Source organism: Streptomyces sp. NPDC058401, assembly GCF_042722885.1.
Classification (GTDB): domain Bacteria; phylum Actinomycetota; class Actinomycetes; order Streptomycetales; family Streptomycetaceae; genus Streptomyces.
On record NZ_JBHXKA010000019.1, the window covers coordinates 1 to 14,321 of the forward strand.

The 14,321-nt window shown below is 70.8% G+C and carries 11 protein-coding genes and 1 tRNA gene; 3 read left to right on the forward strand and 9 right to left on the reverse strand.

Features of this window, described 5'->3' with window-relative positions; genetic code table 11:
* Positions 1-41: 41 nt before the first annotated feature.
* The 4 genes from ACFWNV_RS09795 to ACFWNV_RS09810 all read right to left on the reverse strand — a co-directional run bounded on the left by ACFWNV_RS09795 (position 42) and on the right by ACFWNV_RS09810 (position 3,984).
* On the reverse strand, positions 42-407 hold the full coding sequence (locus ACFWNV_RS09795) for a hypothetical protein (protein WP_383943194.1): 366 nt from the start codon (positions 405-407) through the stop codon (positions 42-44).
* A gap of 130 nt (positions 408-537) precedes the next feature.
* The gene (locus ACFWNV_RS09800) at positions 538-1,173 is read right to left on the reverse strand and encodes a restriction endonuclease (RefSeq protein WP_383943197.1); all 636 of its coding nucleotides are present in this window, start codon (positions 1,171-1,173) and stop codon (positions 538-540) included.
* A gap of 310 nt (positions 1,174-1,483) precedes the next feature.
* Positions 1,484-1,900 carry a PaaI family thioesterase gene (locus tag ACFWNV_RS09805; RefSeq protein ID WP_383943200.1) on the reverse strand — a complete coding sequence of 139 codons (417 nt, stop codon included), beginning with the start codon at positions 1,898-1,900 and terminating at the stop codon, positions 1,484-1,486.
* 59 nt (positions 1,901-1,959) lie between these two features.
* Positions 1,960-3,984, reverse strand: a complete 2,025-nt coding sequence (locus tag ACFWNV_RS09810; RefSeq protein WP_383943202.1) for an FAD-dependent oxidoreductase — start codon at positions 3,982-3,984, stop codon at positions 1,960-1,962.
* 187 nt (positions 3,985-4,171) lie between these two features.
* On the opposite strand from ACFWNV_RS09810, the gene ACFWNV_RS09815 reads away from it, so the two are divergent.
* Positions 4,172-5,290, forward strand: a complete 1,119-nt coding sequence (locus ACFWNV_RS09815; RefSeq protein ID WP_383943205.1) for a L,D-transpeptidase — start codon at positions 4,172-4,174, stop codon at positions 5,288-5,290.
* Between the two features lie 58 nt (positions 5,291-5,348).
* Here the strand turns inward: ACFWNV_RS09815 and ACFWNV_RS09820 are convergent, their stop codons facing one another.
* The 5 genes from ACFWNV_RS09820 to ACFWNV_RS09840 all read right to left on the reverse strand — a co-directional run bounded on the left by ACFWNV_RS09820 (position 5,349) and on the right by ACFWNV_RS09840 (position 12,619).
* Positions 5,349-6,017 (reverse strand): DUF4328 domain-containing protein, encoded by a 669-nt coding sequence (locus ACFWNV_RS09820; RefSeq protein ID WP_383943208.1) that lies wholly within the window; start codon positions 6,015-6,017, stop codon positions 5,349-5,351.
* 134 nt (positions 6,018-6,151) lie between these two features.
* Positions 6,152-9,175, reverse strand: a complete 3,024-nt coding sequence (locus tag ACFWNV_RS09825) for an alpha-mannosidase (protein WP_383943211.1) — start codon at positions 9,173-9,175, stop codon at positions 6,152-6,154.
* A gap of 119 nt (positions 9,176-9,294) precedes the next feature.
* Positions 9,295-10,170: a carbohydrate ABC transporter permease gene (locus ACFWNV_RS09830; RefSeq protein WP_383943214.1), complete on the reverse strand. Its 876-nt coding sequence runs from the start codon at positions 10,168-10,170 to the stop codon at positions 9,295-9,297.
* Positions 10,167-11,060, reverse strand: a complete 894-nt coding sequence (locus tag ACFWNV_RS09835) for a carbohydrate ABC transporter permease (protein WP_383943403.1) — start codon at positions 11,058-11,060, stop codon at positions 10,167-10,169. The genes ACFWNV_RS09830 and ACFWNV_RS09835 overlap by 4 nt, the downstream gene beginning before the upstream one ends.
* A 224-nt stretch (positions 11,061-11,284) precedes the next feature.
* Positions 11,285-12,619, reverse strand: coding sequence for an ABC transporter substrate-binding protein (locus ACFWNV_RS09840; RefSeq protein ID WP_383943217.1), 1,335 nt, complete (start codon positions 12,617-12,619; stop codon positions 11,285-11,287).
* A 396-nt stretch (positions 12,620-13,015) separates the two neighbouring features.
* On the opposite strand from ACFWNV_RS09840, the gene ACFWNV_RS09845 reads away from it, so the two are divergent.
* Positions 13,016-14,107 carry an ABC transporter ATP-binding protein gene (locus tag ACFWNV_RS09845; RefSeq protein WP_383943219.1) on the forward strand — a complete coding sequence of 364 codons (1,092 nt, stop codon included), beginning with the start codon at positions 13,016-13,018 and terminating at the stop codon, positions 14,105-14,107.
* Between the two features lie 141 nt (positions 14,108-14,248).
* Positions 14,249-14,321: transfer RNA gene (locus ACFWNV_RS09850), tRNA-Cys, on the forward strand.

Sequence of the window (14,321 nt, forward strand, 5' to 3'; positions counted from 1 at the left end):
GCCGGGCGTCGCGGGGGCAGGCGGGAATTTGACGACAGGCCCTAGTGGGGTGACCCGGACGGTGTGCTCGTGGTGGTGGCGGGGGCCGACGGGGTCGAGGTCTGGGGTGTGCCGCCGCCTCCGCTGCTGAGGACTGCCAGGAGCAGGAGCAGGAGCAGGAGCCCACCCCCGCCCGCGGCGGCTGCGGCCTCCGGCGCCCCGATCCGCCGGCGATGGCTCCGCACGTAGGTGCCGTCCGCCCGGTAGTGCGCCCGGACACCGGTGCTCGGCGTCACGTCCTGCGGGAGGTCAGGACGTGACGTGCCGCGCTGCGAGGGGATCGTAGGAGCCGACTTGGGCCGGGTCCGCCGTGTGTGCGGCCGGACGTAGGTGCCGTCCTTGCGGTAGTGCCCTTTGACGTGAGCCACGGGTGGTCCATCCCTTGACGAGTCGGGGAGGTGCACGACGACGGCCCGCTCGGCCGCAGCTTCCCAAGGTAGAACCGCCCACTGACAATGCCGGGCACGCACATCGCGCGCACAGGCTGCAGGACACCCCCTAGGGAAAGGATGACCGGCGCGGAGGCGGAGGTACCGCGCGCAGCAGCTCCCACAGGGGGCGAGAGCCTGCGGCCCACTCGGCGAGCACCCTGCGGTCCACCAGGTGCAGGCGCTGGTCCTTGGCGAAGTCCACGGCATTGCTGGTGATCCGTCCGTTGGTCAGCATGACCAGGACATCGCCGTTGTGGACCTGACGGCCGGTGCCGTTGAGGACGTGGAGATCGGGGGTGCCGACGGGCTTCCCGGACCAGCCCGCCTTCCGGTGCTTGCACTGGATCACCCAGCGCCGTCCGTACGGATCCGTAGCCTTCACGTCCGCGCCGTTGTCGCCCCGGCCGCCGACCTGCCGCGCGTCCGCGCATCCGTCCCGGTGCATGAGATCGCGCACCGCGAACTCGAACTGCCTGTGGTGCAGGTGGTCCAGCTGCTCCACCGCGTACCGCAGGCCCTGCGCGCGCACCTGCTCCCGGCGCGCTGCTTCTCTGCGACTCCGGATCCAGGCCGCGCCCACCCCGGCTGCTGTCAGGACGGCGAAGACCACGACCCAGGGATGCCCTGCCAGCCAACGCAGTGCCGTGGCCACCAGGCTGAGCACGACCGTGGCCGCGAAGGCGGCCAGGAGCACCGGCTCCATGCCCTGGTTCTTCCGCCGCCCGGAGCGCCGTACCGGACGGCGGCGCCCGAGCCGGGCACGGAGGGGGCCGACCGGGGTCACTGGCCCGCCTGGGAGACACCGCTGACGAGCTGGCCGAGGAAGCCGGCGATGCCCTGGCCCACGTTCATCGTCAGCAAGTGCCCACCCCCCTGTCAGAACCGGGGCAGCGGACGACGGCCCCCGGCTTCCTGTGTAGCGGGAGGCCGGGGGCGGGGTGGCCGGATTGCCAGGGATTGGCGGTATTACGGCGCGATGGCCGAATGCGGCATGGTCCGGCCCGCAGGGGTTGTCAGCCCAGCAGGGCGTAGACGGTGGAGGCCTTTGCGGCCGGGTCGGTGGTGCCTTCGGGGGTCATGGTGATGTCGGCGAAGGCCATGCGCTTGCCGAGTTTGGTGATCCGCACGTCGATCAGGACGTCGGCGCCGACCACCGGGCGCTGGAAGCTGGTGGACTGCTGGACCGTGGTCATCGGGCCGTAGGCGCCGCGGGCGGCGGAGATCGCGATCACGGTGGCGGTGTCCGCGGCGGCCATCAGGGCCTGGCCGCTGAGGCCCCCGCCGTCCCGGGCGAGGGTGTCGGACCAGGGCAGCCGCAGGACGGCGTGCCGTTCGCCCGTCTCCTGGACGGTGAGTCCGAGGGCGAGCACCCAGGGGGCGAAGTTGTCGTGGAGGATCTTGTCCGCGTCTGCCGGTGTCAGCGTCGTCACCGGGTGATTGTGGCGGCCCGGGCGAGGCCGCCACAACTCCCCTGCGTCGGAGGGGGGGGTCAGAGCGCGGCGGCGAGTTCCGTGCCCTGGCGGATGGCGCGCTTGGCGTCCAGTTCGGCGGCCACGTCGGCGCCGCCGATCAGGTGTGCCTCGATGCCGGCCGCGCGCAGGGCCTCGTACAGGTCTCGGCGCGGTTCCTGGCCGGTGCACAGGACCACCGTGTCGGCGGGTACGAGGCGCTGCTCGCCGTCCACCGTGATGTGCAGGCCCTCGCCGTCGATCCGGTCGTACGAGGCCCCCGCGACGGAGACGACACCGCGGTGCTTGAGCTCCGCCCGGTGGATCCAGCCGGTGGTGGTGCCGAGCCCGGCGCCGACCTTGGTGGTCTTGCGCTGGAGCAGGTGGACCTGGCGCGGCGGGGCGGGGCGCTCGGGGGCGGTGAGGCCGCCGGGGCCGGTGTAGGCGGTGTCCACGCCCCAGTGGCGGAAGTAGACCTCGGGGTCCTGGGAGGCGCCTTCGCCGCTGTCGGTGAGGAACTCCGCGACGTCGAAGCCGATTCCGCCGGCGCCGAGGACGGCGACGCGCTGCCCGACGGGGGCGCCGTCGCGCAGGACGTCGAGGTAGCTGACGACGCCCGGGCCGTCGACGCCCTCGATGTCGGGGATGCGGGGGGTGACTCCGGTGGCGACGACGACCTCGTCGTAGCCGCGCAGGGTGTCGACGTCGGCGCGGGTGTTCAGCTTGACCTCGACCGCGTGCTCGGCGAGTTGGGTGCCGTAGTAGCGGATGGTCTCCTCGAACTCCTCCTTGCCGGGGATGCGGCGGGCGATGTCGAGCTGGCCGCCGATGTGGCCGGAGGCTTCGTAGAGGGTGACGGCGTGGCCGCGGCCGGCCGCGGAGACGGCGCAGGCCAGGCCGGCCGGGCCGGCTCCGACGACGGCGACGCGCTTCTTCAACTGCGTGGGGGACAGGATGAGTTCGGTCTCGTTGCAGGCGCGCGGGTTGACCAGGCAGGTGGTGAGCTTGCCGCTGAAGGTGTGGTCCAGGCAGGCCTGGTTGCAGCCGATGCAGGTGTTGATGGTCTCGGAGCGGCCGGCGGCGGCCTTGGCGACGAAATCGGCGTCGGCGAGGAAGGGGCGGGCGAGCGAGACCAGGTCGGCGCGGCCGTCGGCGAGCAACTCCTCGGCGATTTCAGGGGTGTTGATGCGGTTGCTGGTGACGAGGGGGACGGAGACCGCGCCCATCAGCCGCTTGGTGACCCAGGTGTAGGCGCCGCGCGGGACGGAGGTGGCGATGGTGGGGATGCGGGCCTCGTGCCAGCCGATGCCGGTGTTGATGATGGTGGCGCCGGCCGCCTCGATCTCCTTGGCGAGGTGGACGACCTCGTCGAGGGTGGAGCCGCCGGGGACGAGGTCGAGCATCGAGAGGCGGTAGACGAGGATGAACTCCTCGCCGACGGCCGCGCGGGTGCGCCGGACGATCTCCAGCGGGAAGCGCACGCGGTTCTCGTAGGCGCCGCCCCAGCGGTCGGTGCGCTTGTTGGTGGCGGCGGCGATGAACTCGTTGACCAGGTAGCCCTCGGAGCCCATGATCTCGACGCCGTCGTACCCGGCCAGCTTGGCGAGGCGCGCCGCGCGGACGAAGTCCTCGATGGTGCGCTCGACTTCGGCGTCGGTGAGCGCGTTCGGGACGAAGGGGCTGATGGGGGCCTGGAGGGCGCTGGGGGCGACCAGGTCCTTGTGGTAGGCGTAGCGGCCGAAGTGGAGGATCTGCATCGCGATCTTCCCGCCCTCGGCGTGCACCGCGTCGGTGACCACCCGGTGCTCGGCGGCCTCCTCCTCGGTGGTGAGGCGGGCGCCCCCTTCGAAGGGGCGGCCTGCGTCGTTCGGGGCTATGCCGCCGGTGACGATGAGGCCGGCGCCGCCGCGGGCGCGCTCGGCGTAGAAGGCGGCGAGGCGCTCGAAGCCCCGCTCGTGCTCTTCGAGGCCGGTGTGCATGGATCCCATGATCACGCGGTTCGGCAGGGTGGTGAAGCCGAGGTCCAGGGGGCTCAGCAGGTGCGGGTACCGGCTCTGGGAACTCATGGAGGCGCCTCCTCGCGCGGGGGTGATGGTCCTGTTCTAGCTGAGCGAGCGCTTATTGTGCAACTAGGTGCATAACCGAGTGCGGAACCCCGCGGCCCGGAGATCCCGGTATTCCCGGGACCTGGGGCCCGCTCCGGCGGGACCTGTGGCGCAGTTCACGGGCGGGGTGATCGCAAAGGATGGGGGGATGCCCGCCTCCCCCGACCCCACCCCCGTGCGCCGTGGCGCCCCGGCGCTCCGTGCCGCCCTGGCCGCCGCCGCGACGACGGTGATCCTCGCCGGCTGCGGCGTCGCCGAGTCCGACACCGACCGGATCGGCCGCAAGGCCGCGGCGGGCACGGTGGACACCACGGACACCATGGACACCGCACATGCCGTGGACTCCGCGGCCCCCGCGGACGCGCCGGGGACCGCCCTCGCCCCCACGCTCGCCCCCACCCCCGGCCCGACCCGCTCCCCCGCGCCCCAGGCCCAGCTCCTGCGGAACCCGGCCCGTCAGGTGCGCCCGTCGATCGCTCCCGCCGACGGCACGACGGTCGGCATCGGCCAGCCCGTCTCGCTGGTCTTCAAGGGCCAGAAGGTGGACCCGGCACTCCGGGCCGGCATCGAGGGCCGGGTGGAGATCAAGACCTCCACCGGGGTCGTCGGCGCCTGGCACTGGGCAGAGGCCAAGGGGGACACGTACCTCCACTTCCGGCCGCGGGAGTACTGGCCCGCGGGTACCGAGGTGACCCTCGACGCCAGGCTCGCGGGGGTGAAGCTGGACGCCCGCACCGCCGCCGCCGGGGACCGGAAGCTGGCCTTCAAGGTGGGCCCCGCGATGGTCAGCAAGGTGGACCTCGCCGCGCACACGCTCACCCTGGTCAAGGACGGCACGCCGCTGCGGACCCTTCCGGTCAGCGGGGGCGAGGACCGGTTCAAGACCCGCGAGGGCGTCAAGACGATCCTCAGCAAGGACGGCACGGTGCTGATGGACTCCCGCACCATCGGCATCCCCCGCAACAGCCCCGACGGGTTCTACGGCCGCTACGAGTGGAGCATGCGCGAGACGGTCAGCGGCGAGTACGTCCACGCGGCGCCCGACAACGCGGAGTCCTTCGGCAAGGCCAACGTCAGCCACGGCTGCATCGGCATGTCCGTCGCCGACGCGAAGTGGCTGTACGAACGCTCCCGCATCGGCGACGTCATCGAGGTGACCGGCACCACCGGCAAGCCCATGGACCGCTTCGGCAACGGCTACGGCGACTGGAACCTGGGCTGGGACGAGTGGCTGCGGGGCAGCGCGCTGGGCGCCTTCAAGGCCTGAGGCCGGTACCGCCGGGGCGCCCTCCGCGAGGTCGCGCGCCCGGCGGCCCGGGCTCCGCTCAGCCGGCCGACTGCAGCGCCGACAGGCGGCGTACGAAGAGGACGGCGAACACCGCCGCAACGGCGTAGACCAGGTCCGAGGCCGCGTTGACCAGCAGGGCGGCGTCCGCCGCGTCCTGGGTCGCGGCTGCGCCGGCGAACCAGCTCGCACCGCCGGCGGCCAGCATCGCCGCGGCGAACGCTGCGGCCCAGGCGAAGACGGGAGCGGGTGAGGTCCGCGCGGCCTTGCCGGGCAGCCTCGCCGCGCTGGCGGCCCACACCTTCAGGGCGATCAGGCAGGGCAGGACGGTCCAGCCCACGACCGGGACGAACCAGACCCCGATCGCCCAGCCGGCGCCGCCCCGGAGGGCGCCCCGCGCGTACACGCCGGCGTTGACCCGGACCCGGTGGAACCAGACGATGAAGACCACCGCCGTGGGGAGCATGGCCATCATGACCAGGCTCATCGAGATCGAGAGCAGCGTCCCCGGATGCCCGAGCCCCGTGCTCAGCGCGAGGCTGTCCCGCATCCGGTACCGATTGACGCCTGCGGCCGCCGCGAGCAGCCGGGTCGCGGCGCACAGGCCGAGCAGCACGGTCAGCGCCGTCGCCAGTCCCTTCGGCGAGCGGAGCAGCGAGCGCGGCGGCGGTGCGCCGAGCGGTGACAGTCTTGCGGTACCGGCGGACATGACGAGGGACCCCCCACGGGTGCGCTGACATGCGGAAACCCGCCGACGGGGGCGGGCACGCAGAACATACGGCACGGGTGGCTCGCACCGCGGGGCGCCCCGGTGTCCGGGGTGCCCCGCGGGTGGGGTGGTGGTCAGGAGCGGTGGAGGCGGAGCGTGACGATCTGGAACGGGCGCAGGGTCAGGGGGACCGTGCCGTCCGGGGTGGGGGCGCCGACCGCGGTGCCTTCCAGGGGGCGTTCCAGGAGGTCGCTCTCGATCGCCGCCGACCACGGGAAGCCCGCCGCCAGGGTGGCCCGCGCGCGGCCGCCGCGGGATTCGTAGAGGCGGACGATCACGTCGCCGCTGCGGTCCTCGGCGAGTTTCACCGATTCGACCACCACCGCGTCCGCGTCGACCGCGACGAGCGGGGCGACCGGGCCCGCGCCGCGGAGCACGCGCTCCGGCAGGTTCAGGGCGTGGCCCTCGCGGACCGCGTCGCCGACGGCCACGCCGGGGGCCAGCGAGAAGCGCAGGGTGTGGGCGCCCTGGTCGGTCTCCGGGTCGGGGTAGCGCGGGGCCCGCAGGAGGGAGAGGCGGACGGTGGTGGTCTGGCCGCCGTCGGGCCGCATGTCGCGGGTCACGTCGTGGCCGTAGGTGGAGTCGTTGAGGACCGCGACCCCCCAGCCCGGCTCCTCCGCGTGGATCCAGCGGTGCGCGCAGATCTCGAACTTTGCCGCCTCCCAAGAGGTGTTGGTGTGGGTGGCCCGGTAGACGTGCCCGAACTGGGTTTCGGAGGCGGACCGTTCGGCCTTGACGTCCAGCGGGAAGGCCGCCTTGAGGAACTTCTCCGTCTCGTGCCAGTCCACGTCCGTGACGATGTCCACCGTCTTGGCCCCGGCCCGGAGGGTGATCGTCTGGGCGACGCGGGAGAGACCGAAGGAGCGGCTCACCCGTACGGTGACCGAGGCGGGCCCGGCCTCCGTGACCTCCAGGGCGTCCACCTCCACCAGGTCGGTGACCTTGTTGCGGTAGAACTCGTCGATGTCCCACGCGTCCCACATGTTCGGGAAGTCGGGGTGGATCTGGAGCAGGTTCGCGGCGGCCCCCGGTGCGACCGATTCCCGGCCGGCCGCCAGGTCGTACGCGGACACGATCAGCCCGCGGCCGTCGATCTCCACGAGGAGCCGCCCGTTGGCGAGGACGTGTCCGCCGCCGTGCCGCTCCTCCAGCGTGACGGGCTGCTCCGCCCCGGCCGGCAGGCCCGCCCCGCCGGCCGGGACGCCGCGCCGGGCGTGCGGGGCGCAGTTGAAGACGAGCTCTTCCTCGCCCTCGCCGGCGAGGGCGGTCTGCGCGGCCACGGTGATGGCCGTCAGCTCTTCGCGCACGGTGGCGTACGTCTCGCGGGCCTCGCGGTGCACCCAGGCGATGGAGGAGCCGGGGAGGATGTCGTGGAACTGGTGGAGCAGCACGGTCTTCCAGATCCGCTCCAGGTCCTCGTACGGGTACGCGTACCCGGGGACCTTCACCGCGGCCGTGGAGGCCCACAACTCGGCCTCGCGCAGCAGTGATTCGCTGTGCCGGTTGCCCTGCTTGGTCTTGGCCTGCGAGGTGTAGGTGCCGCGGTGCAGTTCGAGGTAGAGCTCGCCGGCCCAGACGGGTGCGTCCTCGTACTCGGCGTGCGCCTTCTCGAAGAAGGCGTCGGGGCGCTCGATCTCCACGCGCGGGGAGCCTTCGAGGTCCCGCTGCCGCTTGGCGCGGCCGAGCTGTTCGCGGGTCGGGCCGCCGCCGCCGTCGCCCCAGCCGAAGGGGGCGAGGGAGCGCGAACCCCGGCCCTTCTCCTGGTAGTTGCGGGCCGCGTGCGCCATTTGGGCGCCGCCGAGGTCGGAGTTGTAGGTGTCGACGGGCGGGAAGTGGGTGAAGACGCGGGTGCCGTCGATGCCCTCCCACCAGAAGGTGTGGTGGGGGAACTTGTTGACCTGCGACCAGGAGATCTTCTGGGTGAGGAACCACTTCGAGCCGGAGAGCTTGACGATTTGCGGCATGGCGGCGGTGTAGCCGAAGGAGTCGGGCAGCCAGACGTTGTGGGTCTCGATGCCGAACTCGTCCATGAAGAACTTCTTGCCGTACAGGAACTGGCGGGCCATGGCCTCGCCGCCGACCATGTTGGTGTCGGACTCGACCCACATGCCGCCGACCGGCACGAACTGCCCGTCGGCGATCTTCTTCTTGACCCGCTCGAAGAGCTCGGGCCGGTAGGTCTTGATCCAGGCGAGCTGCTGCGCCTGGGACATGGCGAAGACGAACTCGGGGTGCTCCTCCATCAGCCCCAGCATGTTGGACGTGGTCCGCGAGACCTTGCGCACCGTCTCGCGCAGCGGCCACAGCCACGCGGAGTCGATGTGGGCGTGGCCGATCGCGCTGATCCGGTGTGCGGAGGCGCTCGCGGGGGCGGCCAGGACGACGACGAGCCGGGCGCGGGCGGCGGCCGCGGTGCCGGGGACGTCGCAGAGGTCCACCGCGTCGAGGGCGGAGTCGATGGCGCGCAGGATCTCGTAGCGCCGGGCGTCGCGTTCGTCGAGCTGCGTCATCAGGTCGTAGAGGACTTCGAGGTCCTGTACGAGCTCCCAGACCTCGGTCTCGAAGACGGCGAGGTCCATCCGGGCGAGCCGGTAGAGGGGCTGGTCGCCGCTGGTCTGCTTGTCGCCCTCGTAGGTGACGGAGTGGTCGACGAGGATCGGGTTGGAGGCTCCCTCGACGTACCACTCGATGCGCTCGCCGCCGTCCGCGCGGTCGGCGACGCGCACCCAGTCGTTGTACGGGTTGAGCGCCTTGACCTCCCCGCCGTCGGCGCGGTGGACCAGGCCCTCGCACTGGAAACCGGGCATCATCCGGTCGAAGCCGAGGTCGAGCACGGCTTCCACCGTGCGGCCGGCCCAGTCGGCGGGGACGGTACCGGTGACCTTGAACCAGGTGGTGCCCCAGGCCGGGCCCCACAGGTCGCCGATGGCGCAGGGTTCGTAGGGGGCCGCCAGGCCCTCGGCCACGGGGACGGGCTCCCCGGGGGCCTCCCAGCGCTCCACGGTCAGCGGGACCGGGCGGGAGTGGACGGCGGGCTTGATGCGCTCCTTGAGGACACGGCGGAGGCGGTGTTCGGTGATGCTGCGGTCGTCGTGCATGACGGCTGCTCCAGGGTGGGGGTGGACTGCGATCCTGCGGTGGGGCGGGGGGGTAGGACGGGCGGGGGTCGGGCCGAGGGCGGGCCGGGGTCGGGCCGCCGGGGCCCGACCGGGCCCGGTCAGGTCTTGATGGCTCCCTCGCCGACGCCCTTGAAGAAGAAGCGCTGGAGGGCGAAGAAGAGCAGCATCATCGGGAGCAGCGCGGCCATCGCGCCGGCGGCGATGATCCTCTGGTCGCTGACGGTGGTGGCGCCGGCCAGGGTCTTCAGGCCGAGCTGGAGGGTGTAGTTGTCGCTGTTGGTCAGCACCAGCAGGGGCCAGAGGAAGTCGTCCCAGGCGCCCATGAAGCTGGTGATGCAGACGACGGCCAGGGCTCCCTTGGCGGCGGGGAGGAAGACCCGGGTGAAACGGGTCCATTCGTTCGCGCCGTCCAGGACCGCGGCCTCCTCGACCTCCTTGGGGACGGAGAGGAAGGCCGAGCGCATGATCATGATGTTGAGGACGGAGACCGCGCCGGGCAGCCAGACGCCGATGAGGGTGTCGACCAGGCCCATCTCGCGGACCGTGAGGAACATCGAGATCATCACGGACTCGAAGGGGAACATCAGCGTCGCCACCAGCACGGTGAAGACGATCTTGCGGCCCTTCCAGGCGGCCCTGGAGAGGGCGTAGCCGCCCATGGCCGCGAACAGCATGTTCGAGGTGATGGCGAGGACCGCCACCGTCAGGGTGTTGCCGACGTACTGGAAGAGCGGGAACGACTCGGCGACCCGGAAGTAGTTGTCGAGGGTGGGCTGCGAGGGCAGCACCCCGTCGTACACGTTCTCGGTGCGGCCGCGGATCGAGGTCAGGAACTGCCAGACGATCGGTCCGAGCATGATCACGAGCATCAGGGTGAACGTGGCGTACCGGCCGGCGAGGCCGATCCAGTAGCGCCGCGCGTCGGCTCCGACGCGCTTGCCCGCCTTGTTGCCGAGGGAAGCGAGGGTGCTCAACTTTCGTCTCCCTTCGAGAGACGGCGGCCCAGGAGGCTGAAGACCAGCGTCAGGAGGAACAACAGGATGGAGATGGCGGCCGCGTAACCGGTCTCGCCGGAGAAGCCGAGGCCGACCTGCCGGATGAGGAAGGGCAGGGTGCGGGCGCCGCCGCCGGGACCGCCGCTCTCGCCGCCGAGGATGTAGATCTCGGTGAAGACGCGGAGCGCGGAGATCGCGGAGAGGGTGCCGACCAGCAGCATCATCGGCTTCACCTGGGGGACGGTGATGCTGAAGAAGCGGCGGACCGGGCCCGCGCCGTCGAGCGCGGCGGCCTCGTAGAGCGAGGTGGAGACGTTTCCGAGGGCCGCGAGGTAGAAGACCATGTAGTAGCCGAGGCCCTTCCACACGGTCACGATCATCGCGGAGACCAGCAGCATGGTGCTGTCCGTGAGGAACGGGATCGGCTCGGAGATGATGCTCAGCTTCTGGAACAGCGTGTTGACCAGGCCGTCGCTGCGCAGCACCCACTGCCAGATGAGCCCGACGACCACGGCCGAGGCGATCACCGGGGTGTAGAACGCCGAGCGGAAGAAGCCGATGCCGGGGACCTCTCTCTGCACGAGGACCGCGAGGGCCAGCGGCAGGAACACCAGGCACGGGACGACGACCACGAGGTACAGGACGCTGTTGCCGGTGGCGACCCAGAAGTCGGGATCGGCGAAGGCGCGGGTGTAGTTGTCGAAGCCGACGAACCCGCCGCCGCGCAGGATCTGCGCATCGGTGAAGGAGAGGATCACGGTGTTGACGAACGGCCAGAGGCTGAACATCGTCACCATGATCAGGCCCGGGGCGAGGAAGAGGTACGGGGTCCACCACTTGCGGTGGCGCAGCCCGGTCTCGGCCTCCATGGCCTTCTTGGCCTGCTTGGCCTGCTTGGCCGTGGCCCTGCTCCGTGGAGCATTGGCTCCGGAGCCCCCTGCCGCCGCCGGGCCTCCGGTCTGCGACGGGACCTGCACCTTGTCGGGGGTGGGGGCCGGGTCGGGCGCGTCCCGGGGCGGGTCGGCCTTCTCCCGCAGTTCCGGTCCTGAGGATGGGCTCATGGCGTCTCCCTCTCCTTTCTCCGCCGCCGCCGTCACTGCTGGGCCGTCTTGGCGAGCAGCTTGTTCGCCTCCTCCTGCGCCTTCTTCACCGCCGTCTTGGCGTCCTGCTCGCCCTTGATGGCCTTCTGCATCTCGCGCACGACCGCGTCGCCGACCTGGTTGGTCCACTGGACGGGGGTGTTGGCGTCGAGTCCGGCGGTCTTCAGCTGTTCGGCGCCGACGGCGCGGGCCAGGGTCTCCGCGTCCTTGCCGTCGCCCTTGTCGGCGAAGAAGGGGTCGGCGAGGCCGACGGCGTTGGAGGGGTAGATGGTGGCGTGCCTCGAGAACTCCACCTGGTTGGGGCCGTTGGTGAGCCACTTGGCGAACTCGGTCGCCGCGTCCATGTGCTTGGTGTCCTTCTTGATGCCGAGCGACTGGGCGTAGATGCCGATGTGGCCGAGCTGCCCGGTGACGGCGTTCGCGACCTGCGTGTTCGCGTAGATCTGCGGGGCGTTCTGCTTGATGTCCTTGACGAAGCCCGGGGAGCCGGGGCCGAACACGATCTTGCCGCCGCCGTAGAGCTGGTTGATGTCGTCCTGCTTGAGCAGGGACTCCTTGGGCATGGCGCCCTTGGCGTACAGGTCCTTCATCCGCTCGACCCACGCGACGGCCTTGTCGGTGTCGAAGGTGAACCGGTCCTGCTTCTCGTTCAGGATCGGGACGCCCATCTTCTGCCAGTCCCCGGGCAGCCGGCCCTTGGGGTCGGCCATGAAGGCGGAGTACTTGCCCTCGGACTTGGCGGCGATCTGCTCGGCGTAGTCGAAGAACTGCTCGACGGTGGTCGGGGGCTTGGCCGGGTCGAGACCGGCCTTCTCGAAGAGGTCCTTGTTGTAGGTGAGGATCTCCGGGGTCACGTACCAGGGGTACGCGAACACGCTGTCGCCCTTGCCCGGCAGCTTGAACTGCTCCCAGGCGCCGGGGACGTAGTCCTTGGCGACCTCGGGGTCGAGCTTCGCCACGTCCGCCAGCATGCCGCGGTCGCCGAGGAGCTGGAAGGAGTCGGTCGAGAGGTTGACCACGTCGGGGAGGGCCCCGGCCTGGGCGTCGGCGACGATCTTCTCGTTGTAGCCGTCGCCCGGCACGTCCTCCCATTTGACCTTCGCGTCCGGATACTGCTTCTCGAAGGCGTCGATGACCCCCTGGACGTACGACGTGAACATGGGCTTCAGCTGGAGCGTGCGGAACGTGATCTGACCGGCCACCTTGCCGGTCTTCTCCCCCTCCTTCACGTCTCCGGCGCCACCGCTCATTCCACACGCGGAGGTCGCGAAGAAAGTGCCGGCCACGAGCGTGGTGATGGCTATACGGGTCACGTTCTTACGGGTCATCGTCGCCGCCTTCAGGGGGAGTTCCGGCCTCGTCGCCGGATCACTGGGCCCAAACTCACCCGAAATCAAGATTCCGTCAATATGACCAAAGTCCCTAGAGACAGGTACCCGTACGTCCTGAATTACGACACCAGGGGGTCGACCCGTCCGAAAGTCACTCCCTAATACCCACCCTGACCTGCACTGATGCGCTTTAGTCCCGACACTCTTTGGCGCGATATCGATTCGATAACGAAGGCGATCAACCGAGGAAGGTTGACTTCTTATCACCGGTTAACCAAAACTGGCACTAATGCGGTTTACCCCGCGTACCGCAATACAGCTCTGCCACCCCTGCCGACCCCACCCACACGGATCGTCCGGCACGTACCGCCGGTGAAAGAGGGATTGACAGCCATGGCTGGGATCACGTTCCACCAGACGAGCCTCACCTACCCGGGCGCCGACCGCCCCACGGTCGAATCGCTGGACCTCGACATCGCCGACGGCGAGTTCCTCGTCCTCGTCGGCCCCTCGGGCTGCGGCAAGTCCACCACCCTGCGGATGCTGGCCGGCCTGGAGGAGGTCACGTCCGGCTCGATCTCCATCGGCGGCCGCGACGTCACGCACCTGCCGCCCAAGGACCGGGACATCTCGATGGTGTTCCAGAACTACGCGCTCTACCCCCACATGACGGTCGCTCAGAACATGGGCTTCGCCCTGAAGATCGCCAAGGTGGACAAGGAGACCATCCGCAAGAAGGTCGAGGAGGCGGCGAAGATCCTCGACCTCACCGAGTACCTCGACCGCAAGCCCAAGGCCCTCTCCGGCGGCCAGCGCCAGCGCGTGGCCATGGGCCGCGCGATCGTCCGCGAACCGCAGGCCTTCCTGATGGACGAGCCGCTCTCCAACCTGGACGCCAAGCTCCGCGTCCAGACCCGCGCCGAGATCGCGAACCTCCAGCGCCGCCTGGGCACCACCACCGTCTACGTCACCCACGACCAGGTCGAGGCCATGACGATGGGCGACCGCGTCGCGGTCCTCGCCGACGGCCTCCTCCAGCAGTGCGACTCCCCGCGCACCATGTACGACCGGCCCGCGAACAAGTTCGTGGCCGGGTTCATCGGCTCCCCCGCCATGAACCTGCTGACCCTGCCGCTGTGCGAGGACGGCATCCGCTTCGGCGGCTCCACGGTCAAGATCGGCCGCGCGGCCCGCGAGGCCGCCGGCGGCGGCACCGTGACCCTGGGCATCCGCCCGGAGCACCTCGACTTCCACGCCGCACACAGCGACAAGGGCCTGCCCGTCACCTTCTACTCGGTGGAGGAACTCGGCTCGGACGGCTTCGCGTACGGCAACCTCGACCTGGGCGAAGGCGAGACCCAGCCGCTGACCGTCCGGACGTACGGCCGCGAGGAGGGCCTGCGCGGCAAGACCATCCGCGTCATCCCCCGCCAGGAAGCCCTCCACCTCTTCCACCCCACCACGGGCGAACGCCTCCCCGACTGACCCGCCCGGGCCGCTCGGCCCCCGACCCGTCCCCAAAGCCCCGGACCCGGCGACAGCCGGTCCGGGGCTCGCCGGTCCGGGGCGCGGGTGCTCCGGCAACTCCGTGGCGGCGGCGCCCCCGGCCGGGTAGGTTCCCCGTCACGGCGTGTAGCTCAGCAGCCAGAGCACCGGCCTGCACAGCCGGAGGGCGCAGGGGCAGGACCTGCCACGCCGA